This window comes from Streptomyces sp. WG7, from assembly GCF_049975785.1.
Taxonomy (GTDB): Bacteria; Actinomycetota; Actinomycetes; order Streptomycetales; family Streptomycetaceae; genus Streptomyces.
Genome location: NZ_JBNGGE010000062.1, coordinates 1 through 23,859, shown reverse-complemented (window position 1 = coordinate 23,859; position 23,859 = coordinate 1). Strand labels below are relative to the sequence as shown.

Genomic DNA, 23,859 nt, shown 5'->3' with positions numbered 1-23,859 from the left:
CGGTCGCACGGCTGACCGCTCCATTCTCCCAGCCCGGCCCGCATCCGCGAAAACCGCTTTTCACCGCGTGGGATACTCGGCTTCTGTAGCTACAGAAAGCCTCACTCCCGGAACCCCGAGCAGAACGGCGAACCACTCCATGGCCTCGGTCACGTCCCTCAGCGACTCCGTCCAGCAGCACCTCGCGTCCGCCCTCACGGCCACCCGGCCGGAGGCCGCCGGCGCGGACCCGCTGCTGCGCCGAAGCGACCGGGCGGACTACCAGGCCAACGGCATCCTCGCCCTGGCCAAGAAGGCGAAGTCGAACCCGCGGGAGCTGGCCGCCGAGGTCGTCGCGCACATCACCACCGGCGACCTGATCAAGGACGTCGAGGTCTCCGGGCCCGGCTTCCTGAACATCACGATCGGCGACCGCGCGATCACCGAGAACCTCGCCGCGCGGTACGCGGACGACACGGGCCGCCTCGGCGTCCCGCACGCCGCGCACCCGGGCACGACGGTGATCGACTACGCCCAGCCGAACGTGGCGAAGGAGATGCACGTCGGCCACCTGCGCTCCGCGGTGATCGGCGACGCCGTCGTCCAGCTGCTGGAGTTCACCGGTGAGACGGTCGTGCGCAGGCACCACATCGGTGACTGGGGCACCCAGTTCGGCATGCTCATCCAGTACCTGGACGAGCACCCGCACGAGCTGGACCACAAGGCCGCCGAGGACGGCGCGGTCTCCGGCGAGGAGGCGATGTCGAACCTCGACCGCCTGTACAAGGCCGCGCGCAGGCACTTCGACTCCGACGAGGAGTTCAAGACTCGGGCGCGGCGCCGGGTGGTCGACCTCCAGGCCGGGGACCCGAAGACGCTCGCCGCGTGGCAGAAGTTCGTCGACGAGTCGAAGATCTACTTCTTCTCCGTCTTCGAGAAGCTGGACATGGAGATCCGCGACGCCGACATCGTCGGCGAGTCCGGCTACAACGACATGCTGGCCGAGACCTGCCGCCTGCTGGAGGAGTCGGGCGTCGCCGTCCGCTCCGAGGGCGCGCTGTGCGTCTTCTTCGAGGACGTCAAGGGCCCGGACGGCAAGCCGGTCCCGCTGATCGTGCAGAAGTCGGACGGCGGCTACGGCTACGCGGCCACCGACCTCTCCGCGATCCGCGACCGCGTCTTCAGCCTGAAGGCGGACACGCTGCTCTACGTGGTCGACGCCCGCCAGTCCCTGCACTTCAAGATGGTCTTCGAGACCGCCCGCCGGGCCGGCTGGCTGAACGAGGACGTGACGGCGGAGCAGCTGGCGTTCGGCACGGTCCTCGGCAAGGACGGCAAGCCGTTCAAGACCCGTGCGGGCGAGACGGTCCGGCTGGTCGACCTCCTCGACGAGGCGATCGACCGCGCGTCCGCCGTCGTCCGGGAGAAGGCGCAGGACCTGTCCGAGGAGGAGATCGCCGAGCGGGGCACCCAGGTGGGCATCGGCGCGGTCAAGTACGCGGACCTGTCGACGTCGGCGAACCGGGACTACAAGTTCGACCTGGACCAGATGGTCTCGCTCAACGGCGACACGTCCGTCTACCTCCAGTACGCCTACGCCCGGATCCGGTCGATCCTGCGCAAGGCGGGCGACGTACGCCCGGCCGCGCACCCGGAGCTGGAGCTGGCCGAGGCCGAGCGCGCCCTGGGCCTGCACGTGGACGCGTTCGCGGAGACGGTGGCGGAGGCGGCCCGGGAGCACGCCCCGCACAAGCTGACGGCGTACCTGTACCAGGTGGCGTCGCTGTACACGTCCTTCTACGACAAGTGCCCGGTCCTGAAGGCCGAGACGCCCGAGCAGGTGGAGAACCGCCTGTTCCTGTGCGACGTCACGGCCCGCACGCTGCACCAGGGCATGGCGCTGCTGGGCATCCGGACGCCCGAGCGGCTCTGACGCCCCGCGCCGGGCGCACGGCACGCGGCCCGTCCTTCCCCCGGAGGGGAGGACGGGCCGCGGCGGGTTGGTGGGACGGCTGGTCCGTCAGAGCCTGTTGGCCCACTTCTTGAAGCCCGACTTGGTCCCGGAGCCGGCGATGCCGTCGATCGGGCCGGTGTAGTCGCCGTTGGCCCTCAGCAGGCGCTGCACCGCCTTGACCGTGTTGGTTCCGACGATTCCGTCGATCTTGTCGTTGTAGCCCCAGTTCTTGGCCAGGCAGCGCTGGAACGCCTTCCAGCTGTTGGTGCCGAGGTATCCGTCGATCGCGTCGTTGTAGTTCCAGTGCTTGGCCAGCCAGCGCTGGACGTTCCTGGCCTCCGCCCGGGTGAGCCCCAGGTTGACCACCGCGAGCGGCGCTGCGGCCTCGGCGTTCACCGCCTGCTGCTGGGTCTGAGCGGGAGCCGCCATGGCCGTGCCCGCGGTGGCCAGACCGCCGGCCGCGATCCCGACGGCGGCGGTGACACTGACGAGTGCCCTGGTGAGAGTGCGCATGCTGTTCCCCTCCGTTGACGTGCGTTGGCCGGAGCCGACCGCAACGGCCGGCTCCGCAACGAGCCTGGGGGTCGGGCGGCGCGCCCGGCCACAGTTGGCTCAGAAGTGTCGTCCTCTCGGGACGTCCCACTCGCTGACCTGCTGGGACGTTGCCCGCCGTGTCGGGATGGCGGGACGACCGGGGGCGGGGACGGCTGATTCCGTACAGGAGCGGGATCAACGCTCGTGAGCGCCGTGACGGTTGATGCAGAATGAGGACGGGACACCGGGGCCGGACCAGCGGTCCCTGGCGCGAGCGGGGGGAACATGTCGCGTTGGAAAGAGTTGCCCGCCGCCCTGCACCCACACGTCCACCAGTTGATCGTGCGATTGCGCAAACTGAAGGACCGCAGCGAACTGAGCACCCGCCAGCTGGCCGCGAAGACCGGCTACAGCGCGAGGTCGTGGCAGCGCTACCTGAACGGCGGGGCGCTGCCGCCCCGGGCGGCCGTCGAGGCGGTGGCCCGCATCGGCGGTGACGATCCGACCCGGCTGCTGGTGCTGCACGAGATCGCCGCCGAACGCTGGGCGGAGGGGCCGGTGGCCGGCTCCGAGGCCCTGGACAACCCCCCGGAGACCGCTCCGGAGACACCGGCGCACTCGCCCGCGGAGCGGCAGCCGTACGGGCGTTACTCCCACGTCGTGTTCACGGCGGGAGCGGTGGCCCTGGTGCTGTCCGTCTCCGCGGCGCTCCTGCTGGCCGTGCGGCTCGCCGAAGCCCGCGCCCAGCTCGCGAAGGGCCGCCCGGGCACCATCGTGACGGCCCCGGCCACCGTGTCGGAGTCCCTGGTGCCGGTCGCCTACACCTGCCGGCTGGAGCAGAGCGACGGACGCTGGTACGCGGGCCTGAGCCGGACCACGGACACCATCCTGGCGTACACCCACGTGGGACCGGAAGTGGCCGAGGCGCAGTGCCTGTTGCGTCGGGCGGGGATCACGCCGGGAGACATCGACGGTGTCTTCGGGCCGAAGACGCAGCGCGCGGTCGTGCGTATCCAGACGCGGGACGGACTCGTCGTGGACGGTGTCATCGGCCCGCACACCTGGAAGGCCCTGCGGGAGGCGGCACCGAAGTGAGCCCGGAACACACCAGGCTGGTCACGGCGCTGCGAGAGCTGAGGGCCCGTACGGGGCTGAGCCTGGCGGCACTGGCGGAACGGACGGCGTACAGCAAGTCCTCCTGGGAGCGTTACCTCAACGGCAAGGTCCTGCCTCCTCCTCGGGCCGTACGGGAACTGTGCCGGGTGGGCGACGAACCGGAAGGGCGGCTGCTGGCCCTGTGGGAGATCGCCGATGCGCGGTGGAGCGGACGCGCGGCGGTCCTCGCCCCCGCCGCCGAGGAGCCGCACCCCCAGCCGCACCCCCAGCCGCCGCCCCGGCCGCGGGAACCGCCGCCACCACCCTCCGGGGCCGGACGGCCGCGCGGCCGCAGGGACGGGCTCGTGGCGGTGCTGGCGTCGGTGTACACGCTGCTCGTCGGTGGTGTGGTGCTGGTACTCCTCCTGCTGCCGGACCGGGACACCGCTCAGGACGAACCGCTGTCGGCCTCCGTCCCGTACTCCCTCGCCCCGCAATGCCACGGAGCCGCCTGCGAGGGCCGGGACCCGATGCGCATGATCTGCGGCATCGATCCCGACACCCTCACCACTCACCGCACCGCCACCGGCGCCCACGTGGAGCTGCGCTACAGCGAGAAGTGCGGCGCCGGCTGGGCCCGGGCCTGGGGGACCCTGATCGGCGACCGGGTGGAGGTCACGGTGGGCGGCCCGACCCGCGACGTGCGCATCACAGGCCGGGCCGAGGCAGAGGCCTACGCCTACACCGGAATGACGGTGGCCCACCCCGGCAGCACGGTCCGCGGCTGCTTCGTGCCCGCGTCGGCGGACGGCGAACGGGAGTGCTTCGAGGCCCGCGTGGGCGGACCCGCCGGCACGACCCGGCCGCCCTCGTCCCAGTAGCGCCAGGCCCTCCGGGGACGCCGATGCCGAAGTCCCCCGCGGGCAGGCGCCGGACCTCGTCCTCGTCCGTCGGCTTCCGCTCGGTGGCCGTGCCGTCGGCGCGGGTCCTGGTCCCGGGACGAGGACCCGGGCCTCCCGCGGTACCCGCCTTGGCGCCTACCGCCGTACCTCGCGCCGCTCCTGCCGCCGTGCCTCCCGCAGCGCTCCCCCGAGCCGCCGCAGCCCCTCCGCGATCTCGTCCGGCGTCTGCGTGACGAAGCACAGCCGCAGGGTGGCGCGGTCGGGCTCGCCTGCGTGGAAGGGGGCGCCGGGGACGTACGCCACGTCGTGCCGGACCACCTCGGGGAGCAGGGCGGTGGTGTCGTAGCGCTCCGGCAGGCGCGCCCACAGGAACATGCCGCCCTCGGGGCGCGTCCACACCGATCCCTCCGGCAGCGCGTCCGCCAGGCCCTCGAGCATGGCGTCCCGGCGCGCTCCGTAGGCCGCGGCGACGCGCGCGACGTGGGCGTCCAGGTCGCGGTCGGCGAGGTAGCGGGCGGCGGCGAGCTGGTTGACGGTCGGGGTGTGCAGGTCGGCGGCCTGCTTGGCGACCGCGCAGGCCCGGCGCAGCCCGTCGGGCGCCCGCAGCCAGCCCAGGCGCAGGCCGGGTGCCATGACCTTGGAGAAGGAGCCCAGCAGCACGGTCCGGTCCCGGGCGCCGTCGTACGACGCGATCCACGGCACCCGCTCGCCCTCGAAGCGCAGCTCGCCGTACGGGTCGTCCTCGACGATCCACAGCCCGCACCGGCCGGCGACCTCGGCCACGGCGGCACGGCGGGCGGCGGGCAGGGTGCGCCCGGTCGGGTTCTGGAAGGTGGGGACGGTGTAGAGCAGCTTGGGGCGCTCGCGCACCACCAGCTCCTCCAGCGCCCCGGGGTCGATCCCGTCCTCGTCACCGGGCACGGCGACGACCCGGGCACCCGCGAAACCGAAGGCCTGGAGCGCGGCCAGGTAGCAGGGGCTCTCGACGAGGACGGTGTCGCCGGGTTCGAGCAGGGCGGTGGCGAGGAGCGACAGGGCCTGCTGCGAGCCGGTGGTGACGAGGAGGTCGTCCGGGCCGGTCTCCAGTCCGCGCGCCGAGGTGCGGGCGGCGAGCGCGGCCCGCAGGGTGGGCTCGCCCTCGGTGGTGGAGTACTGGAGCGCCCGCGCGGGCACCTCGGCGAGGACGTCCCGGTACGCGGCGGCGATGCCCTCCGCGTCGAACAGCTCCGGGGCCGGCAGCCCGCCCGCGAAGTTGATCACCTCGGGGCGGGCGGTGACGGCGAGGATGTCCCGTACGGGCGACCCGCCGATCGACCGGGCCCGCGCGGCGAGCGGCGGCAGCGGGGCCGACGGGGCGGATGGGGCCGGCGGGGTGGGTGAGGCAGGCGGGGCGGCCACGTTCTCAGTCACGGTCATGCCCGCACCCTAGGGAAGTACGTGCCGTCTACAAGAGACTTTCCGCGATCCGGACACCGCGCGGATGGCGGGCCGTCAGGCCTTGACGCCCAGCCCGCCGTACACGTTGATGTCGGCGTCCGTGACGTCGTTGATGTCCTTGTACCGGACCTTCTCGATGTCGTCGAGGCCGGCCAGGTAGGACGCCTCGGGCTGCTCGGGCACCGGGGCCGCGTGGTCCGGACGCCAGTGGTGCACCGGGACGACACCCGGCTCGGCGACCTCCAGCCCGGTCTCCGTGAAGAAGCGCTCGACGTCCTCGCGGGAGCGCAGCACGAAGGTGAAGCCCCGCTCGGTGTACGTCCGCTGGACCGCGCGGATGTTCTCCGGGTTGAGGTCCTCGGTGAGGTGGCTGAGGACGAGCCGGCTGCCGGCGGGCAGCGCGTCCATCAGCCCGCGGACGATCGGGTACGCATCCTCGTCCTCGACGAAGTGCAGGATGGCGACGAGGCAGAGCGCGACGGGCCGGCTGAGGTCGAGGGTCCGCGACGCCTGTTCGAGGATCTGCGCCGGGTTCTTCAGATCGGCGTCGATGTAGTCCGTACGTCCCTCGGGACCACTGGTCAGCAGGGCCCGGGCGTGGGCGAGGACGACCGGGTCGTTGTCGACGTAGACCACCCGCGACTCGGGGGCGGTGCGCTGGGCTATCTGGTGGACGTTCTCGGCGGTCGGCAGGCCGGTGCCGATGTCGAGGAACTGGCGGATGCCGTGCTCCTCGACCAGCGTGGTGACCGCCCGGCGCAGGAAGTCCCGGTTGTGCCGTACGTCGAGGTAGCCGCGCGGGTTGGCGGCGAGCCCGGCGGCGGCCGCGTCGCGGTCCGCGGGGTAGTGGTCCTTGCCGCCGAGGAAGACGTCGTAGACGCGGGCCGGGTGCGCCTTGCTGCTGTCGATCCTCCTTCTCAGCTCCGCGGGGTCCTGGCTGAGGGCTTCACCGGGCATGGGCGTCTCCTGCGAGAGGGCGAACCGGAGTGTCGGCCAACAACCTAGCCCCCGCCCGGAATTGACGACGCACCGGTGCCCGCCCGCACCCCGTCCGCGCCCCGCCCACCGCCTCAGTCGCCCTCGAAGAACTCCCAGGCGTCTCCGCCGAGGGGGTAGCCGTAGTAGGAGTTGTCCCGGGAGGCGCTGGTGCGGAACGGCTTGCCGTGGTCGTCGACCCGCATGATGCCGTGCCGGTCGCCGCTGGACCACTCCAGCTCCAGGTACCAGCTGACGTCGTGGCTGCTGGTGTGCGCGTGGACCCGGAACACCTCGAGGTCGTCCGCGGTGACGGTGTACGGGAAGTCCTTCTGTCCCCCGATCGGCACCGCCTCGGGGGTGCCCAGGTCGAGCGAGACGTCGAAGGCCTTGGGGTCCACCCCGCCGCCGCAGCCGACGCCCATCGTGTACTGCTTCCAGTCCAGCGGCGGCTTGCTGCTCACCACCCGGACGTGCAGGTCCTGGAGGACCACCGTCTCCGCGCCGGTGCCCTGCACGGTGAGGACGGCCGTCTGCTCGTTCGCGGAGACCGCACCGTACGTGGTGGCCCAGCCGACGGCCTCCCGCTGAGTGGGCGGCTGCAGCACGTTCTTCGGGCTGCGGTCGACCAGGAAGGAGTGTTCGCAGGGGACGCTCCAGTGGTACGGGTTGGTCAGCACGGCCAGCGCGGGGCCGGCGGCGGCTGCCCCGCGGCTGGGCGAGGCGGTGCCCGCACGCGACGGAGCGACGGACGGAGCCCCGGAGCGGGCCCCGGAGGGGGACCCGGACGGCGACGGGGAGAGGGACGGGGACGAGGATGCGCTGCCGCTCGGAGAGGCCGTCCCGGAGGCGCTCCCGGAGACCACCGAGGACGACCGCGCCACGGCCCCGGCCGGTTGGCGACGGACGTCGTCGTCCGTGCCGGAGACGAGGTTCGCCACGAGCGCGACGGCGGCGCTGACGGCGACGACGCCGGTCGCGGCGTAGAGCGCGGCGCGCGGGATCCGGCGGCGGGGCGGGTCGGGCCGGTCGAGCGCGGGCGGCGGATCGTGGGGCGTGGACCGTCCGTCCGACGTGGGGGTCTCGGGCGGTACGGGCGGTGCGGGCGGTGAGGGCGGTGTGCCCTGCGCCGCGTCGGGGACGGTGGCGTGCGCCATAGAGGAGACGTCGGCCTCCTCCGCGACGGAGCCGGTGGTCTTCTCCCGCTCCTCCGTCTCCTCCCGCTCCTCCGTCTCCTCCCCCTTCTCCGTCTCCTCGGCCTGCCTCTTCTCCCCGCTCTCGTCCTTCTTCACGCCGCGCAGGGCGTCCGCGCGGATCCAGCGGCGGTGGAGTTCGAGCAGCTCCTCCGGGGCCGCCCGGCATACGCGCGCGAGGCGTTCGACCGGGGCGAACTCGGTGGGCACGACCTCCCCGCTGACGTACCGGTGGAGGGTCGACGCACTCATGTGCAGCCGCTTGCCCAGGGCCCCGTAGCTGAGCCCGGACCGCTCTTTCAGTTCTCGCAGCAGTGCTGCGAAGTCGTCCCCCGCCACCCGTCTCTCCCTCTTTCCGTATCCCCGTACGGCATCCCAGAGGGACACCGTTCCCGCAGGTCAGAGCCGTTCCCGGCGTCCCAGTATCCCGCATCTCCAGGCATCACTGGCGACCGGGACGGCCCCGGGCCCAAGCTGTGGTCATCCAAGCAGCCCCTCCCGGTCAACGGTCGAGCGGCTCACCTCAACTCCACTCGAAGGAGCCCGTCATGTCCGCACGCATCACCCGTACCCGCCTGTTCGCCGCCACCACGGTCGCGCTGGCCGCACTCTCCCTCACGGCCTGCGAGAGCGACGGATCCGACGCGAGCGCCCCGGCCGCCTCCACTTCCACCCCCGCGGCCGGGAGCACGCAGCCGGCGCCCGACCAGGCCGGTTCGGGTGACGCGAAGGGCGACGCCGGCAAGGAGGGGTCCACGGGCTCGAACGGATCCGCCGGTTCCGCGGGTTCCGCCGGTTCGTCCGGCAACGACAAGGCGTCCGGCTCCAGCAGCGGCGGCGGATCCGGTTCTGGTTCCGGTTCCGGTTCCGGTTCTGGTGCGAGCGCCGGCAAGGGGTCCGACTCGGACGCTGTCGGACGGTGCTCCGCGTCCGACGTGCGGATCACCGCGGCGAACGCGCCCCGCCCGCTCAACCACATGCTGCTGACCGCCACCAACACCGGCTCGAAGACCTGCGCGCTGGCGCCGTACCCGGCGGTGCGGTTCGAGGGGGCCCAGTCGGTGCCGCCGGTCATCGCGTCCAGCAAGCCGCAGGCGCTGACGACGCTGGCGCCCGGCGAGTCCGGTTACGCCGGTGTGCAGCTGTCGTCCGCCGACTCCACCGCCGAGAAGGGGACCGACGTGAGCGGCCTCACCATCCCCTTCGAGGACGGTTCCATCGCCACCGTCAAGCTGCCCTCCGGCAGCGTGTACATCGACGGCAGCCTGAAGGTCACCTACTGGCAGTCCAGCGTGAACCACGCGCTCGACTACTGAAGAGGGCCTCGGACACGTGCCCACTGCCTGGCGGGCCGGCACAGGTCGTTCAGCGCAGCGTGCGAGCGACCTCGGTCGCCCAGTAGGTCAGGATGTTGCGCGCACCGGCCCGCTTGATGCCGGTGAGCGTCTCCAGGATGGCCCGGTCCCGGTCGATCCAGCCCTTCTCGGCGGCGGCCTCGATCATCGAGTACTCGCCGGAGATCTGGTAGGCGGCGACGGGCACGTCCACGGCCTCGGCGACCTTGGCCAGGATGTCGAGGTAGGGACCGGCCGGCTTGACCATCACCATGTCGGCACCCTCCGCCAGGTCCAGGGCCAGCTCCCGCATGGACTCCCGCACGTTGGCGGCGTCCTGCTGGTAGGTCTTCCGGTCCCCCTTCAGCGAGGACCCGACGGCCTCCCGGAAGGGCCCGTAGAAGGCGGAGGCGTACTTGGCCGTGTAGGCGAGGACGGCGACGTCCTCCCGCCCGATCTGGTCCAGGGCGTCGCGGATGACGCCGATCTGCCCGTCCATCATCCCGCTGGGGCCGACCACATGGGCGCCCGCGTCGGCCTGCACCTGCGCCATCTCGGCGTACCGCTCGAGGGTGGCGTCGTTGTCCACACGCCCCTCGGCGTCGAGCACACCGCAGTGCCCGTGGTCCGTGAACTCGTCGAGGCACAGGTCGGACATGACGAGCAGGTCGTCCCCGACCTCGGCCCGCACGTCGCGCAGGGCGACCTGGAGGATCCCGTCCGGGTCGGTACCGGCCGTCCCGAGCGCGTCCTTCTTCTCCTCCTCCGGCACGCCGAACAGCATGATCCCGGAGACACCGGCCTCGACCGCCTCCGCGGCGGCCTTCTTCAGCGTGTCCCGGGTGTGCTGCACGACCCCGGGCATCGCCGTGATCGGCACCGGCTCGCGCACGCCCTCGCGCACGAACGCGGGGAGGATGAGGTCGGCGGGGTGGAGCCGGGTCTCGGCGACCATCCGACGCATCACGGGGGTGGTCCGCAGCCGACGGGGCCGGGTGCCGGGGAAGGATCCGTACGTCGTCATACCACCTACGCTACGCCCGCGCCACCCGTGCCTTTGCCGACGCCGAGTCGGCCCGCCCCCGGCCGTTGCGCGGGAACCGGAGTGCTCGTTGAGCGCGGTGAACAGAGCCGAGGTGACCGTGTACCACTTCCTCATCGTCGAACTGCCGCTGTGGGCGGCCGCGCTTCTCATCCTCGGCGGCGTCCCGGTGGTCGCCGTCCTGCTGCAGGCGCTGATGCGCAGACTCGTGCCGCCGCCCCGGGCCAAGGCCAACAACGACGTCGCGGGCTTCCTGGTGGCGGTCATCGGAGTGGTCTACGCCGTCACGATCGGGTTCTCCGTCGACGACCAGTGGGAGAACTTCGCCGAGGTCAGGCAGTACGCCGCCGAGGAGGCGTACCTCGCCGCCGCGGTCGGCCGGGGCAGCGCCGTCATGGGACCCGGCGACCGGCGCGAGGTCATCGAAGCGGTAGTGGCCTACAACCGCGCGGTCGTCGCGTGGTGGCCGAAGGACGTCGGCCTGACCAGGCAGAGCCCCGCCGAGCGGCGGGCGATGCGGCACCTCTTCGACACGGTGGGGAAGCTGCGCCCCGTCAACGAGCCGCAGCGGGCGTACGTGGAGGTGGCGACGGACGAACTGGTGGCGGTCTCGGCGCTCAACGCCGACCGGCACCGCCGGGCCGGCACGGCGCACCTGAGTACGCCCATGTGGATCGCGGTCTGCCTGACCAGCACGGTGATCCTGCTGTTCAGCCTGCTGTTCGGGCTGGAGTCGCCCTGGCTGCACTACTCGATGATCACCGGTGTGGCGCTGGTCGTCGGCGTCAACCTGTTCCTGGTCGTCCTCCTGGAGTTCCCGCTGACCGGGGCGCTCTCCGTCTCCTCCGGCACCTTCACCGAGGCGACCCTGGACCTGCTGCGGGAGCTGCCCGCGTCGCCAGCGCCCGGTTGAGGCAGAGCGCGGCACTGACCAGCCCGAGGTGGGTGAACGCCTGGGGGAAGTTGCCGAGGTTGCGTCCGGTGCCGTCCATCTCCTCGGCGTACAGGCCCAGATGGTTGGCGTAGCTGTGCATCTTCTCGAAGAACAGCTGCGCGCGGTCCACCTCGCCGGCCTCGGTCAGGCACTGGATGAACCAGTACGAGCACATGGAGAACGTGCCCTCGGTGCCGCTCAGCCCGTCCGAGGAGCCGTCCCCGCTGCGGTACCGGTAGACGAGGGAGTCCTCCACCAGGGAGTCCTCGATCGCGCGCAGGGTGCTCAGCCACCGGGGGTCGACCGGGGAGATGAACCCCATGAGCGGCATGAGCAGGCTCGCCGCGTCGAGGGTGGTGGCGCCCCGGTGCTGGACGAACGCCCCCTGCCCCTCGTCCCAGAACGCCTTGTGGATCTCGGCGTGGATCTCGTCGCGGACCGCGGACCACCGTTCGCGGGGCGCGGGCAGGGAGCGCCGCAGGGCGATGCGCAGCCCGCGGTCCAGGGCGACCCAGCACATCAGCCGGGCGTACAGGAACTCCTGGCGTCCGCCGCGGGTCTCCCAGATCCCCTCGTCGGCGAGCCGCCAGTTGTCGGTCACCCAGTTCACCGAGTCGCTCACCCGGGACCAGAGTTCGTGGGAGACCGCTTCCACGTGCTCGTCGTACAGGTCCACGAGGTGCAGCAGTTCGCCGTAGATGTCGAGCTGGAGCTGGTCGTAGGCGCCGTTGCCGACACGGACCGGGCTCGATCCCTCGTAGCCGCTCAGGTCCGGCAGGATCTCCTCGGTCAGTTCGTGGCGGCCGTCGATGCCGTACATGATCTGCAGCCGCCCCGGTTCGGTGCTCTCCCGGTAGCGCTGCTCCACCCACCGTACGAACGCGCGGGCCTCGTCGTGGAAGCCGAGCTGGATGAACGCGGCGGCGGTGAACGAGCCGTCCCTGATCCAGGTGTAGCGGTAGTCCCAGTTGCGTTCGCCGCCGACCAGCTCCGGCAGGCCGAAGGTGGCCGCCGCGGCGATCGAACCGTGGCGGACGGAGGTGAGCAGCTTCATCGCCAGCGCCGAGCGGGACACCTCCTCCTGCCAGCGGCCCCGGTACGTCGAACTGCTCAGCCACTCGTGCCAGAAGGCGTGGGTGTGCCGGAGCGCCCGTTCGGCCCACCGGGGGCCGGACGCCGGGCTGTGCTCGCCCGGCGGGACGGCTTCGAGGACGAAGTCCATCGTCTCGTCCGGCCCCAGCTCGAACTCGGCGACCACGTCGTCGCCCACCACCCGCAGTTCCACCGGGCTCTGCAGGCGCAGGGCCACCGCGCCCTCGGCTCCCGTCCCGCCCTCCGCCCCGCCCTCCGGTACGAAGAACACCTCGCCGGGGTGCTGCTCGATCCGGTGCGGCAGCCTGGCGTAGTCGAAGCGGGGCGCGCAGCACAGCCGGAACCGGAAGGTGCCCCGCACCCCCTTCACCCGGCGGACGACCGCGTGCGTGTGGCGGATCGAGCCGACCGGCATGAAGTCGACGACCTCCCCGACCCCGTCCTCGGACAGGAACCGGGTCAGCAGGATGTTGGTGTCGGGCAGGTAGAGCTGCTTGAGGCGGGCGCCCTCGACGGCCGGGCCGATCCGGAAACTGCCGCCTCGGGCGTCGTCGAGCAGCGCGCCGAACACCGTGGGCGAGTCGATGTCGGGCAGGCACAGGAAGTCCAGGGAGCCGTCGAGGGCCACCAGGGCCACGGTGCGCAGGTCGCCGATCACGCCGTAGTCCTCGATCGGTCGGTAACTCATGGCAGTGCTGCTCCCTCGGTCGCGGAGGTCGTGGCGGGCGTGCTCACCGTCCGATGAGGGCGCGCAGGTGCTCGCGCGCCTTCTTGGCGTACGTCAGCGGGTGCGCCTTCGCCGGGTCCTGTTCGGCCTCGACGACGAGCCACCCCCGGTACCCGGCGTCCGCGAGGGCGCGGAGAACGGGCCCGAAGTCGATCGTCCCGTCACCGGGCACGGTGAAGATCCCGGCGAGTACGGCGTCGTGGAAACTGGGGTCCTCGCGCCGGAAGTACTCCAGGACGTCGGCGCGTACGTCCTTGAGGTGCACGTGGGCGATCCGCCGGGCGTGGCCGCGGGCCAGGTCGAGCGGGTCGTCGCCGGCCAGGGTGAGGTGGCCGGTGTCCAGCAGCAGGTGCACCAGGTCCGGGTCGGTGCCCGCGAGCAGGCGGTCCACCTCGGCCCGGGACTGCACGCCGGTGCCCATGTGGTGGTGGTAGCACAGGAGCATGCCGCGGTCGGCCGCCATCCGTCCCAGTTCGTCGAGGCCGGTCAGCAGCGCGTCCCAGGCCGCGTCGTCGAAGACCGGCTTGTTCGCGGCCAGGGCGACCGCCTGCTGGTGCACGGCGTGGCCGAGTTCCGCCACGACGACCCGGTCGCCGCCGACCGCCTGGATGAAGTCCAGCTGGTCGCGGAAGCCGGCGAGGGTGCGTTCCCGCATGTCGCGGACGGTGAAGTAGGTGCTCGCCCAGGGTTCGGACACCCGCAGGCCGCGCAGGTCCAGCGCCCGCGACAGGGCCCGCGGGTCGGCGGGGAACTTGTGGCCGACGCTGCAGCCCTCGAAGCCGGCCAGCGCGATCTCGCTGACGCACTGCTCGAAGGGGATGTCCGCCCCGATGGTGGGGAAGTCGTCGTTGGTCCAGCAGGTGGGGGTGATACCGAGGGAGACGGCGCCGGGCGCGAACATCAGGCGCCCCGGCCCGGCACGGCCCCACCGGACGCGGCCCCACCGGACACGGCCCCACCGGACACGGCCCCACCGGACGCGACCCCGCCGGACGCGGTCCGGCCTCCGGCGGACCGGCCTCCGGTCCGGCCGGTGATGTGCCGGGCCGCCTTCAGCGCCAGCGCGACGCTGGTCAGCGTGGGGTTGCTCGCCGTGCCGCGCGGGATGACGTTGTTGCCGCCCAGGTAGAGGTTGTCGACGCCCCACACCCTGGAGTCGGTGTCCACGACGCTGGTCTCGGGGTCGTCGCCCATCCGGGTCGTGCCGGTGACGTGCAGTCCGAGGCCGGGCTCGACGAACTGCGGTTCGGAGCCCGGCAGGAAGCCGCCGAGGGTGCTCGCCGCGCGCAGCATGTCCCGCATCATCGCGTGCTGGTTGACCCGGTCCTGCTCGCTGAGGCTGAAGACGAAGGTGGGCTGCGGCATGCCGTGCGCGTCCTGGTGCCGGTCCGAGAACTCGATCCGGTTGTCGAACCGGGGCTCGGCGATCCCGAACCAGCGCAGGTCCACGATGAGCCGGCCGTCGACGTTCGGCGCGATGTCGCCGTAGTGGAAGGCGTCGCGGTGGATCTGGCAGTGCCACGGCCGTCCCTCCGACACCGGGATCCACACCTGGGGTTCCGGGTCGCTCCGCGGGATGGGCACGGGGTCGTGCGGGGCGGACGCGCGGTGCTCGCGCACGACGTCGTCGAAGCGCGGGTCGGTGGCGACCGAGTCGACCAGTTCCTGGCTCAGCACGATCTGGCAGAAGGAGATCGGCTGTTCGCTCAGGTAGCGGCCGAGCGCCTCCGGGCGGATCCGCGACGCGTACAGCAGCTGCGGGGTGAGGTAGGCGTTGCCCGCCACCACGAAGGTCTCCGCCTCCACCCGCAGGGTCCGCCAGCGCCGCAGGTCGCGGATCTCGGCGTACTCCACGCGGCTGCCGTCGGCGCTGCGCACCAGGCGGGTGCAGAGGTGCTCGGGGTGCAGTTCGAACCGGTCGTGGCCGCCGTCGGCCAGCGGGCCGAGGACGGTGTCCGCGCCGCTCCAGTGGACGAACTCGGGGTTGTCCTCGCGGCGTTCCACGGCGAGGGGCAGGTTCTGCACCTGGTAGGGCTCCTGGAGCTCCCCGTACTCCTTGGCCAGCGCCCCGCGCACCAGCCGTTGCCGTACCGAGCCGGCGTAGGCGTCGGTACGGGTGTGCAGGAGCTGTTCGCCGTCCCGGTAGAGGGAGTCCCACTCGTCGCCGGTCAGCAGGTCCGAACGCTCGATGACGGGATGGTGCCGGGGTGTGGCGCAGGTCCAGTGGGTCGCCATGCCGCCCACGCCGTAGGTCGCGGCGGCGGCGCCGAGGTTGACGGCCGGGTCCTGGTCGGGGTTCTGGTTGTTCAGTACGAAGCCGTCGTACTTCTTGAGGTCGATCCGGAAGGCGGCCGGGTCCAGGGTCACCTCGGCCTTGTCGCTCGACGGGATCGACAGCAGGCTCAGATGGCCGCGGATCACGGGCGAGAACAGGTTGAGGTTGCGCTGGTAGAGGTAGGCGTTCTTGAGGTGCTCCCCGGGCCGGTCCGACAGCTGGGCCCCGGCGTCGATCATGTAGACGTGCCGGCCGGCCGCCACGAGCTCGCGGGCGAAGGCGCATCCGACGGGCCCGGAGCCGACGACGAGGGCGTCGACCCGGACGGTGTTCTGTGCCACTGCGTTCTCCTGCTGGTGAGGGCTGCCCGGAGCGAGGCAGCGGGTGTTTCCGATGCGGCGGGGGCGGAGCCGGGGGGCTTCGGTCAGCCGTCTCCGCCGGGCGGGGCCATGACCGGCCCGGGCACCCCGAAGGCGTTGGTGAACAGGCACACCTTGGGGTCCGGGATCTCGTAGTAGCCCACCGTGTCGTAGGCGGTGGTGGCGAAGTCCAGCCGTCCGTCGCCGTCGAAGTCGGCCACGGCGATGCGTGCCGTGGAGTCCGTGCTCACCTGCTTCTCGACGAGCACGTTCCCCGACGCGTCGAACTTGAAGTAGAAGACGCCCTGTGCCGGGGCGGGCCCGCGCAGGCCGACCAGGAACTCGTCGTCCCCGTCGCCGTCGAAGTCCGCCACGACCACGTGGTGGCCGACGGCGTCGTGCGTCGCGTCCGGCGGGTCGAGGACCCGCAGCTGCCGGCGCTCCCAGGGCGTGTCGAAGGGCGCGACCGTGCCGGGCGGTCTGACGTAGACGCTGAGGGTGTTGCCGTGGAACGGCTCGACGGCGAGGATCACGGCGCAGGGCCGTCCGCCGATCCGGGCGACACCGAGGTTCCCGCTCCCGCTGAACCGGTGCTCGGGGTTCTCCACGGACGCCTGCGGCGGCACGCCGTCGCCGATCTTCCTGACCTGCCAGCCGCCGCCCGGGCCGGGACCGGTACCGGCGCCCAGCCAGCTGATCCCCTCCCCCGTGGCCAGCAGGAACGACTCCCGTTCCGGGTGGGGAGTACCGGGGAAGCGAGCGGCGACCACGCCGTGCACGATCGTGAAGTCGGTGGTGTCGAGCGGCTGCCCCCGCCACTCGCCGGCGTGCGCCGCCGGATCGTCCGGCACGTCGTAGAGCATGAGGCGGACGGCGGAACCGACCCCTTCCGCCCCGCCCTGCGGCCCGACGACCGGAAGGGCGACCAGCTGGATGCGGCTGTCCGTCGTGAACCGCCCCAGCCGCACCCGGTGGCAGGCCACCAGGTCGGCGACGTGCCGCCGGGTCCAGGGCGCGTCCCAGCCGTCCGGGCCGGGGTTCCGCAGCCAGGAGATCACGCCGTCCCGCGGCCCGCAGTCGAACATGCAGTTGCCGTAGTCGTGGCAGAGGACGAGGTCCGGCAGGCCGTCGCCGGTGAGGTCCGCCGCGTCCAGGGCGACCGGTTTGCGGTCGCCGAGGGAGACGATGGTCCGCTTGGTCCAGGACGGGTTCTGGTACCAGACGACCTGTCCGCGGGTGAGGCCGGAGGCGACGAGATCGGGACGCCCGTCGCCGTCCACGTCGACGGCCCGCAGGAAGTACCCGTCCTGGGGATCGTCGTCGATCACCGACCGCCGGAACACGGGCTCGGCATGGTTCATGAATCCACTTCCCGGTCGCGAAGCCTCACCCGTCGACCGGGGCGCCGACGGGGACGCGCTCATACATACCGACCCGAACGGCGAGTAGACGCGGGCAGCGGAAATTCACCCTTTGTCCCCCTCCGCCCCTCGCTTGACCTCAAGTCCGATAGAGGTTCTACGGTCGCTCCCACCGCCACCGACCGAGGGAGTGACCGTGCAGTACTCGCACACCGACGCAGAGCTGATCCAGCAGCCCATCGGCTACTGGAGCTGGGCGGCCTACAAGGCCGTCGTCACCCGCACCCGGGCGGCCCTCGCGGAGATCGGCACGACCCAGCCCCAGTGGTGGGTCCTCAACCAGGTCGCCCGCGCGGACGCCCCGAAGACCCGCGACGAGGTGTCCCGCGTCCTGCGGAACTACCTCGACACGGGCCCGGAGGAGATGGAGTCGGAGATCGACGCGGCCATCGCGCAGGGCTGGATCGCGATCGCCCGGACCTCCGACAAGCACCTGACCCTCACCCCCGAAGGCAGGGCGTTCTACGAGAAGGCGGCGGCCCTCCAGGGCGAGTTGTGGACGGAGCGCCACGCCGGCGTCTCCGACGAGGAGTACCTGACCACCATGAAGGTGCTCCAGCGCTTCATCCACAACACGGGCGGCAAGGCCTGGCACCACTAGGGCGCGGTCGGGGGCCCGGCCGGCGGCCACGGCACGTCGGCCAGCAGCGGAATCAGCGCCTCCTCCTCGTGGTCGAGGTGCGCGTTCAGCTCCGCCGACATCGCCTCCAGCTCGGCACGGAACCGCTGCGGATCGGCGATGGTGATGCCGGCCAGCAGCGCCGCCAGCTCACCCTGGATACGGGCGACCGTGCGGTGCTCGTCACCGAGCCGGCCGAAGACGTCGGCCAGGTGGGGGTGATGGCGGGCGATCCCCGGGAACAAGTGCCCGTCCTCACTGGCGTGGTGGAACTCCAGCGCCTGGCAGAACGCGAGACAGCGCTGCCGTATCTGCAGCCCGAGCCCCGGGAGGACCGGTGGCGCACCGGGCCCCTGCCGCGCGGCCCGCGCCGCGAAGTGGGCCTCGACCTCCGCCCGCACCTGACGCAGCTGGCTCCGCAGCCAGGTGTGCACCTCCATGAGCTTGTCGGCGAGCGTCCGGATCTCGCGGGGCGCCTCCCACCCGTCGGGCTCGGCCCGTTCCAGCACCACGACCGGCAGCAGCCGTTCGGTCCCCGCCTGGTAGTCGCCGTACCCGGGCGCCGCCCGTACGACGTGCGCGAACAGTTCGTCGCGCCGGTCCCCCTCGGCGGGCACGGCGAGGGCCTCGAAGGACCGGTCACCGACCTCCACCCGGACCACGGGGCGGGCGAGCAGGTTGTGGTACCAGCCGGGGTGCCGGGGGGCGCCGAGGTTGGACGCGACGACCAGGAGGGTGTCCCCGTGGCGGACGTACCCGAGCGGGGTGGTGCGCGAGGCTCCCGAACGGGCGCCGGTGGTCGTCAGCAGGAGCAGGTCACCGCCCTCGAAGGGGCCGCCGACCTTCCCGGCGTTGGCGCGGAACTCGTCGATGACGGACTGATTGAAGGACGTGGGCATACGTATCTGTGTCTCCATGACGGCAGACCGCCGCGTGCCGCGCGCGTGCGCGCGCGGCACGGTGCCGGAAGGTGGGAAGAGAGAGAAGGACGACGACGTGCGAACGCGCTACGTCACGTCAGGGCGCGGAGCAGGAACTCATCACGTACCCCTTGCATGAAGGGCGCTCGCCCGATCGCCGGCCGGCCCACTGCTCTTTGACCGGCGCCACGCGGCACCGCCCTCATTACACGCACCCGCCCGCCGGGCTGTCAACGTCCCTCGGTCCGGGCCGCCGGCACACCGACCCTGGCTGCCGATGGCGTACTTCGACCGGCAGCCGCGCTGGAGCTACGTTTCGGCCGTGGGGTCTTCGTCGGCCACCGCACCCAGGGCCGCCGCCCGGGAGGCCAGGTCGCGCAGCGCCTCGAGGTGGGCGAGAAGGGCCCGGCGGCCTTCCGGACTCAGCCGCAGCCAGGTGCGCGGGCGCTTGCCCACGTATCCCTTGCGCACCTCGATGTACTGGGCGGCCTCCAGAGCGCTGACCACCTTGCTCAGCACCGAGTCCGAGACATGACATCCCTCCCGCACGGCACGGAACTCGGCCTCGGCACACCCGGAGAGAAACGCCATGACCGTCAGCCGGGTGGGGTGGTGGATGCGCTCGTCCAGTGCGGGTTGCAGTGCGGGCTGCGCTCTTTCCTCGCCCTTCACGACCGCTGGCCCCCCACACGCTCCCGGGTCAGCAGCCACCGGTTGGCCAGGCCTCCGCCGACGGCGCCGTGAGCGGGGGTGTCGTGCATCGGGGCCTCCAGGGCATCGGGATCGACATCTGATTGCAATACTTGCATTTACTTTCCACACTGGCAAGTGTTAGTTTTCGGGGAAAGAACAGGCCGACACGGCAGGGCGTTATCCACCCTCGGGCTGGAAGCGCCATCCGGGGTACGCGTCATCCGGGCCGTGTCACGACGTTCGACCGTTGTCACGACGTTCGACCGTGTTCACGACGTCCGGGCTGCGGCGCGCAGTCCACGACGCTTCAATTCCTGGGGGAAGTTGATGACTTTGCAGGAGACGGCGCCGGAGGCCGGCCACGCCTCCGCACCGCAGCCGGCGATCCGCGTCAGCGGGCTGCGGATGCGCTACGGCACCCGCGATGTGCTGAGCGGGCTCGATCTGGAGGTGAGCAGGGGCGAGCTGTTCGCCCTGCTCGGCCCCAACGGCGCGGGAAAGAGCACCACGATCGAGATACTCGAGGGCTACCGCGCCCGCTCCGGCGGCGACGCCGAGGTCCTGGGGCACGACCCCGGGCACGAGGACGCCGCGTGGCGGGGCCGCCTGGGCATCGTCCTCCAGGCCAGCCGCGACCACGGCCGCTGGCGGGTCGGCGACCTGCTGGGCCACTTCGCCCGTTTCTACCCGCGCGCCTTCGAACCGGCCGAACTGATCCGGCTGGTGGGCCTCACGGCACAGACCACCCAGCAGGTGAGCACCCTCTCCGGCGGCCAGCGGCGACGCCTCGACGTCGCCCTGGGCATCGTCGGCCGGCCGGAACTGCTCTTCCTCGACGAACCGACCACCGGTTTCGACCCCGAAGCACGCCGCGACTTCCACGACCTCATTCGGGGACTGCGCGACAACCTCGGTACGACGATGCTGCTCACCACCCACGACATGAGCGAGGCCCAGCAGCTGGCCGACCGCATCGGCATCCTGCAGCACGGCCGCATCACCGCCTGCGGCACCCTCGCCGAACTCTCCGCCGCCGCCAGGACCCGCTCCGAAGTCCTCTGGACGGACTCGGAGGGCCTGCCCCAGCGGCGGCTCACCGCGGACCCGTCGAAGGTCGTCTGGGAACTGCACCAGCAGTTCCAGGGGCCGATCCCCGACCTGGAGGTACGCCGCCCCACGCTGGAGGACACCTACCTGCGCATGATCGCGGAGGACGGGGCGTCGGCGGAGGGCGCCACGGGAGAACACGGGTCGGACACCGCCGAACCGTCCGCCGCTCGCCACGAGGAGTCCGCCGCGTGAACCTCTACCGACTCGGTCTGTCCCGCGGCGCCATCGAACTGCGTCAGGTACTGCGCAGCCGCAAGGACATCTACTCGTACCTCTCGACTCCGCTGCTGTTCCTCGCCGTCTCCTACTGGCAGTCGCGGGACGGCGACGACGCCACCGCGCAGCTCTCCCTGGCCGGCGGCATGGCCTCCACCATCTTCATGTTCGGCCTGCTGACCGTCCCGCAGTTCCTCTTCGGGGACCGCGAGGACGGCACACTGCTGCGCCTGCGCGGCGTACCGGGCGCGATGACCGTCTACCTGACCGGGAAGACCCTCTTCGTCCTCGTGAACATCGCGGTGTCCATCGCGCTGTTGCTGGTGGGCGGTTGGGCACTCCTGGGGGCCGGACTCCCCGACACGCCCCAGCGCTGGCTCACGCTCCTGTGGGTCGTCACCCTCGGCATCCTGGCCGTCGTACCGATCGGGGCGGCCATCGGGTCGCTGCTGCCCGCCGCCCGGGAGGCGCTCGGCATCTACATGCTGCCCATGATGGGCCTGATGATCACTTCCGGCACGTTCTTCCCGCTGCGCGAACTGCCCGAGTGGCTGCAGAACCTGGTGTCCGTCTTCCCGCTGCGCTGGATCGCTCAGGGACTTCGTTCCACCCTGCTGCCCGACAGCGCCCAGGCACTCGAGGTGTCCGGCGCGTGGCAGCACCTGACCATCGGGGGCGTGCTCGCGCTGTGGGCCGTCGCCGGGCTCGTACTGGCTCCGCGGCTGCTCCAGCGGATGACCCGCCGCGAGTCCGGAAGCCGGCTCTCCGCGCGCGAGCAGCAGCGCATGGCCAAGACGGCGTACTGACCGTGTTCCCCGCCGTGTTCGTCCACGACGCACGGCACCCGGACAGCTTTCAGGCCTCGGCCCGGTGCTCTCGGCCCGGCGCTCCGCGTGTCGCCGCGGGAGCGCGGGCCGTGGCCTGAGTCCCCCGTCCGGTCGCGCCCCGGACTGGCCGGCCGTTGTCGCGTCGCGGATCTTCATGCGTTTCCCCGTTCGAAGCCGGTCCCCGGGGTGCGCGGACTGCACCGCCGGCGGCGTCCGCCGGAGCACGCCCTCCCGGAAATCTCCCTTCGGATACGGACACCGCCCTGCGGCCCTCCCGGAGCAGCGCCCACAGGACGTTGACCACAGACGTGCCCGAGCGGTCCGCCGTCGGGGCGTCCGTCAGCGGTAGGCGGCGAGGAACGCGCGGACGCCGGCGGTGGCGCAGTGGTCGAGATCGGCCTCGGTGTGCTGGAGGCTGCCGTGGAACATCGCCTTGTTCACGGGGATCCACAGCAGCAGGCCGGAGAAGTGGTTGGCGGCCAGGAGCGGTTCGTCGCACCGGAGCAGCCCCTGGCCGGTCAGGCGCTGGAAGGTGGCCGCCAGCGTGGCCAGAACCCGTTCGAAGCCCTGCTCGTACCACCTGGCGCCGAGGTCGGGGAAGGCGTCGGCGTTGGCGATGACCAGGCGCCTCAGCTGAAGGACCTGGGGCCGGGTGAGGGCGGCCAGGAACTGGCGGGCGAGGCGGGTCAGGTTCGCTTCCAGGGCATCGGCGTCGGCCGGGATGTCGGCCACCAGGTCGACCATGCCGTCGATCCGGTCGGTGGTGGCGAGGACGATGTCGGCGAAAAGCTTCTCCTTGTCGGAGAAGTGCTTGTAGACGGTCTGCTTCGACACCGCGGCCATCTTGGCGATGTCGTCCATGCTCGTGCCCGAGTAGCCCTTGGCCATGAACGCCTCGGTCGCGGCCTCCATGATCGCCTGGCGTTTGCGTGCCGACCGGCCCTGCTCGTTCACTTCCATGCCGCCTCCCACACTCAGTACTGGACAGTCCAGTTCTTCTATGAGTACTGTACCGTCCAGTCCCGGCGGGTACCACACCGTCCAGTTCTGGCTTTGGCCTCTCCGACCGAGGAAGACACCCCATGACCCAGACGATCACCACCCCGATCACCGTGTCCGCCCCGGCCCGGCCGGCGGCACGATCTGCCGGCCGGTGCCATCGGGGCAGGCCCGCTCTTCCTGGGCGCGGGCCTGGCGCAGGGCCTCACCCGCGAGGGCTTCGACTTCACCCGTCACGCCCTCAGCCAGCTCAGCCTCGGAGACCTCGGCTGGATCCAGGTCACCGCCTTCGTCCTCACGGGCGCCGCGGTCATCACCGGCGCGGTGGGCATACGCCGAGCGCTGCACGGTCAGCCCGGCGGCACCTGGGCGCCACGGCTGATCGGTGCTTTCGGCGCTTCCTTCCTGCTCGCCGGGGCCTTCGCCGCCGACCCGGGCGCCGGCTTCCCCGCCGACGCCCCCGAAGCCCGCGCCCCCTCCCTGAGCTGGCACGGCGCCGTGCACATGCTCAGCGGCATGGTGGGCTACCTGGCGCTGTGCGCCGCCTTCCTCGTACTGGCCCGCACGTTCGCCGCCCAGCGCCGCCGCGGGTGGGCTGTCGCCTGTCGCCTGGTACCCGTGGGAGTCCTCGCCGGCTTCGCGGCCTCCTCCGCCACCGTCCTGGCGTTCACCGCCGGAGCCGGTCTCGGCCTCCTCTGGCTCACCGCGGTCACCGTCCGGCTGAGGGCCACGGAGCGGTCGGCGTAGCGGCACCGCGCCTCTTCGCCGGTCCGTACCGGTGAAGGTGACATCCCGGAATCACTCGGCACCGACAGAGAGGACCACCGGCATGACGGAACCGGTGAAGGGCCCTGCCGGCTACTTCCCTTCCATCGAGAAGAAGTACGGCCACCCGATCGCGCACTGGCAGGACCTCATCCGGTCCTCGCCCCTGACCAAGCACATGGAGCTCGTCTCCTGGCTCAAGGCCGAGCACGGCCTGGGCCACGGCCACGCCAACGCGCTCGTCGCGCACACCCTCGCCGAGGACAGCGGAAAATGAACCGCGCGTGACCCCGGACAGGGGGACGGGCCGGCGGCCTCTCGCGGAATCACCCGCGGAAGGCCGCAGCGAAACACCGGTGGCGGGGGGGGCCCCCACGCCCCCCCCCCCCCCCCCCCCCACCCACCCCCCCCCCCCCACCCCCAAACCCCCCCCCCCCCCCCCGGCGCCTTACCCCCC

The 23,859-nt window shown here is 71.9% G+C and carries 23 protein-coding genes; 10 read left to right on the top strand and 13 right to left on the bottom strand.

Annotation, left to right across the window (positions count from 1 at the left end; all coding sequences use genetic code 11):
* The first annotated feature begins 139 nt into the window (after positions 1-139).
* Positions 140-1,912, top strand: coding sequence for an arginine--tRNA ligase (gene argS / locus ACP4J0_RS34860; RefSeq protein ID WP_426602919.1), 1,773 nt, complete (start codon positions 140-142; stop codon positions 1,910-1,912).
* A gap of 87 nt (positions 1,913-1,999) precedes the next feature.
* Here argS and ACP4J0_RS34855 read toward each other — a convergent pair whose 3' ends face one another.
* Positions 2,000-2,446, bottom strand: coding sequence for a peptidoglycan-binding domain-containing protein (locus tag ACP4J0_RS34855; protein ID WP_426602917.1), 447 nt, complete (start codon positions 2,444-2,446; stop codon positions 2,000-2,002).
* Between the two features lie 306 nt (positions 2,447-2,752).
* Between ACP4J0_RS34855 and ACP4J0_RS34850 the strand changes: the two genes are divergently transcribed.
* A complete protein-coding gene (locus ACP4J0_RS34850) occupies positions 2,753-3,562 on the top strand; it encodes a peptidoglycan-binding protein (RefSeq protein WP_426602915.1) in 810 nt (269 codons plus the stop codon).
* A complete protein-coding gene (locus tag ACP4J0_RS34845; protein ID WP_426602913.1) occupies positions 3,559-4,443 on the top strand; it encodes a DUF2690 domain-containing protein in 885 nt (294 codons plus the stop codon). The genes ACP4J0_RS34850 and ACP4J0_RS34845 overlap by 4 nt, the downstream gene beginning before the upstream one ends.
* A 156-nt stretch (positions 4,444-4,599) precedes the next feature.
* Here the strand turns inward: ACP4J0_RS34845 and ACP4J0_RS34840 are convergent, their stop codons facing one another.
* The 3 genes from ACP4J0_RS34840 to ACP4J0_RS34830 form a co-directional block, all read right to left on the bottom strand.
* Positions 4,600-5,880, bottom strand: coding sequence for a PLP-dependent aminotransferase family protein (locus ACP4J0_RS34840; RefSeq protein ID WP_426602911.1), 1,281 nt, complete (start codon positions 5,878-5,880; stop codon positions 4,600-4,602).
* Between the two features lie 75 nt (positions 5,881-5,955).
* Entirely contained in the window at positions 5,956-6,858 is a 903-nt protein-coding gene (locus tag ACP4J0_RS34835) for an SAM-dependent methyltransferase (protein ID WP_426602909.1), read from the bottom strand.
* A gap of 113 nt (positions 6,859-6,971) precedes the next feature.
* Positions 6,972-8,408, bottom strand: coding sequence for a helix-turn-helix domain-containing protein (locus ACP4J0_RS34830; RefSeq protein ID WP_426602907.1), 1,437 nt, complete (start codon positions 8,406-8,408; stop codon positions 6,972-6,974).
* Positions 8,409-8,617: 209 nt separating this feature from the next.
* Between ACP4J0_RS34830 and ACP4J0_RS34825 the strand changes: the two genes are divergently transcribed.
* Positions 8,618-9,385, top strand: a complete 768-nt coding sequence (locus tag ACP4J0_RS34825; protein ID WP_426602905.1) for a DUF4232 domain-containing protein — start codon at positions 8,618-8,620, stop codon at positions 9,383-9,385.
* Between the two features lie 49 nt (positions 9,386-9,434).
* Here the strand turns inward: ACP4J0_RS34825 and hemB are convergent, their stop codons facing one another.
* Complete coding sequence (gene hemB, locus ACP4J0_RS34820; RefSeq protein WP_426602904.1) at positions 9,435-10,427, bottom strand: porphobilinogen synthase; 993 nt, start codon at positions 10,425-10,427, stop codon at positions 9,435-9,437.
* Positions 10,428-10,515: 88 nt separating this feature from the next.
* Between hemB and ACP4J0_RS34815 the strand changes: the two genes are divergently transcribed.
* A complete protein-coding gene (locus tag ACP4J0_RS34815; RefSeq protein WP_426602902.1) occupies positions 10,516-11,358 on the top strand; it encodes a hypothetical protein in 843 nt (280 codons plus the stop codon).
* Here ACP4J0_RS34815 and ACP4J0_RS34810 read toward each other — a convergent pair.
* The 4 genes from ACP4J0_RS34810 to ACP4J0_RS34795 all read right to left on the bottom strand — a co-directional run bounded on the left by ACP4J0_RS34810 (position 11,300) and on the right by ACP4J0_RS34795 (position 17,193).
* A complete protein-coding gene (locus ACP4J0_RS34810) occupies positions 11,300-13,159 on the bottom strand; it encodes a glycoside hydrolase family 15 protein (protein WP_426602900.1) in 1,860 nt (619 codons plus the stop codon). The genes ACP4J0_RS34815 and ACP4J0_RS34810 overlap by 59 nt on opposite strands.
* 43 nt (positions 13,160-13,202) lie before the next feature.
* On the bottom strand, positions 13,203-14,099 hold the full coding sequence (gene iolE, locus ACP4J0_RS34805; protein ID WP_426602898.1) for a myo-inosose-2 dehydratase: 897 nt from the start codon (positions 14,097-14,099) through the stop codon (positions 13,203-13,205).
* The gene (locus ACP4J0_RS34800; RefSeq protein ID WP_426602896.1) at positions 14,099-15,814 is read right to left on the bottom strand and encodes a pyranose oxidase; all 1,716 of its coding nucleotides are present in this window, start codon (positions 15,812-15,814) and stop codon (positions 14,099-14,101) included. Before ACP4J0_RS34800 ends, iolE begins: the two co-directional genes overlap by 1 nt.
* 83 nt (positions 15,815-15,897) lie before the next feature.
* Complete coding sequence (locus ACP4J0_RS34795) at positions 15,898-17,193, bottom strand: FG-GAP repeat domain-containing protein (RefSeq protein WP_426602895.1); 1,296 nt, start codon at positions 17,191-17,193, stop codon at positions 15,898-15,900.
* Between the two features lie 196 nt (positions 17,194-17,389).
* On the opposite strand from ACP4J0_RS34795, the gene ACP4J0_RS34790 reads away from it, so the two are divergent.
* On the top strand, positions 17,390-17,854 hold the full coding sequence (locus tag ACP4J0_RS34790) for a MarR family winged helix-turn-helix transcriptional regulator (RefSeq protein WP_426602893.1): 465 nt from the start codon (positions 17,390-17,392) through the stop codon (positions 17,852-17,854).
* Here ACP4J0_RS34790 and ACP4J0_RS34785 read toward each other — a convergent pair.
* Positions 17,851-18,771, bottom strand: coding sequence for a nitroreductase/quinone reductase family protein (locus tag ACP4J0_RS34785; RefSeq protein WP_426602891.1), 921 nt, complete (start codon positions 18,769-18,771; stop codon positions 17,851-17,853). The genes ACP4J0_RS34790 and ACP4J0_RS34785 overlap by 4 nt on opposite strands.
* 330 nt (positions 18,772-19,101) lie before the next feature.
* Positions 19,102-19,464 (bottom strand): transcriptional regulator, encoded by a 363-nt coding sequence (locus ACP4J0_RS34780; RefSeq protein ID WP_426602889.1) that lies wholly within the window; start codon positions 19,462-19,464, stop codon positions 19,102-19,104.
* A gap of 348 nt (positions 19,465-19,812) precedes the next feature.
* On the opposite strand from ACP4J0_RS34780, the gene ACP4J0_RS34775 reads away from it, so the two are divergent.
* Both ACP4J0_RS34775 and ACP4J0_RS34770 read left to right on the top strand, forming a co-directional pair.
* A complete protein-coding gene (locus ACP4J0_RS34775) occupies positions 19,813-20,787 on the top strand; it encodes an ABC transporter ATP-binding protein (RefSeq protein ID WP_426602888.1) in 975 nt (324 codons plus the stop codon).
* The gene (locus tag ACP4J0_RS34770; protein ID WP_426602887.1) at positions 20,784-21,617 is read left to right on the top strand and encodes an ABC transporter permease; all 834 of its coding nucleotides are present in this window, start codon (positions 20,784-20,786) and stop codon (positions 21,615-21,617) included. Before ACP4J0_RS34775 ends, ACP4J0_RS34770 begins: the two co-directional genes overlap by 4 nt.
* Before the next feature lie 360 nt (positions 21,618-21,977).
* Here the strand turns inward: ACP4J0_RS34770 and ACP4J0_RS34765 are convergent, their stop codons facing one another.
* Together ACP4J0_RS34765 and ACP4J0_RS34760 are read right to left on the bottom strand one after the other, a co-directional pair.
* Positions 21,978-22,598: a TetR/AcrR family transcriptional regulator gene (locus ACP4J0_RS34765; protein ID WP_426602885.1), complete on the bottom strand. Its 621-nt coding sequence runs from the start codon at positions 22,596-22,598 to the stop codon at positions 21,978-21,980.
* 147 nt (positions 22,599-22,745) lie between these two features.
* The gene (locus tag ACP4J0_RS34760; RefSeq protein WP_426602883.1) at positions 22,746-22,874 is read right to left on the bottom strand and encodes a hypothetical protein; all 129 of its coding nucleotides are present in this window, start codon (positions 22,872-22,874) and stop codon (positions 22,746-22,748) included.
* Here ACP4J0_RS34760 and ACP4J0_RS34755 point away from each other — a divergent pair.
* Positions 22,818-23,384, top strand: coding sequence for a DUF998 domain-containing protein (locus tag ACP4J0_RS34755; protein ID WP_426602953.1), 567 nt, complete (start codon positions 22,818-22,820; stop codon positions 23,382-23,384). The two genes, ACP4J0_RS34760 and ACP4J0_RS34755, sit on opposite strands and share 57 nt — an antisense overlap.
* Before the next feature lie 82 nt (positions 23,385-23,466).
* Complete coding sequence (locus tag ACP4J0_RS34750) at positions 23,467-23,679, top strand: DUF4287 domain-containing protein (protein WP_426602881.1); 213 nt, start codon at positions 23,467-23,469, stop codon at positions 23,677-23,679.
* The last annotated feature ends 180 nt before the right edge of the window (positions 23,680-23,859 follow it).

Coding starts and splice junctions, on each gene's coding strand:
- argS (WP_426602919.1), top strand. CDS start 140: ATGGCCTCGGTCACGTCCCTCAGCGACTCCGTCCAGCAGCACCTCGCG.
- ACP4J0_RS34855 (WP_426602917.1), bottom strand. CDS start 2,446: ATGCGCACTCTCACCAGGGCACTCGTCAGTGTCACCGCCGCCGTCGGG.
- ACP4J0_RS34850 (WP_426602915.1), top strand. CDS start 2,753: ATGTCGCGTTGGAAAGAGTTGCCCGCCGCCCTGCACCCACACGTCCAC.
- ACP4J0_RS34840 (WP_426602911.1), bottom strand. CDS start 5,880: ATGACCGTGACTGAGAACGTGGCCGCCCCGCCTGCCTCACCCACCCCG.
- ACP4J0_RS34835 (WP_426602909.1), bottom strand. CDS start 6,858: ATGCCCGGTGAAGCCCTCAGCCAGGACCCCGCGGAGCTGAGAAGGAGG.
- ACP4J0_RS34825 (WP_426602905.1), top strand. CDS start 8,618: ATGTCCGCACGCATCACCCGTACCCGCCTGTTCGCCGCCACCACGGTC.
- hemB (WP_426602904.1), bottom strand. CDS start 10,427: ATGACGACGTACGGATCCTTCCCCGGCACCCGGCCCCGTCGGCTGCGG.
- ACP4J0_RS34810 (WP_426602900.1), bottom strand. CDS start 13,159: ATGAGTTACCGACCGATCGAGGACTACGGCGTGATCGGCGACCTGCGC.
- iolE (WP_426602898.1), bottom strand. CDS start 14,099: ATGTTCGCGCCCGGCGCCGTCTCCCTCGGTATCACCCCCACCTGCTGG.
- ACP4J0_RS34795 (WP_426602895.1), bottom strand. CDS start 17,193: ATGAACCATGCCGAGCCCGTGTTCCGGCGGTCGGTGATCGACGACGAT.
- ACP4J0_RS34785 (WP_426602891.1), bottom strand. CDS start 18,771: ATGCCCACGTCCTTCAATCAGTCCGTCATCGACGAGTTCCGCGCCAAC.
- ACP4J0_RS34775 (WP_426602888.1), top strand. CDS start 19,813: ATGACTTTGCAGGAGACGGCGCCGGAGGCCGGCCACGCCTCCGCACCG.
- ACP4J0_RS34765 (WP_426602885.1), bottom strand. CDS start 22,598: ATGGAAGTGAACGAGCAGGGCCGGTCGGCACGCAAACGCCAGGCGATC.
- ACP4J0_RS34750 (WP_426602881.1), top strand. CDS start 23,467: ATGACGGAACCGGTGAAGGGCCCTGCCGGCTACTTCCCTTCCATCGAG.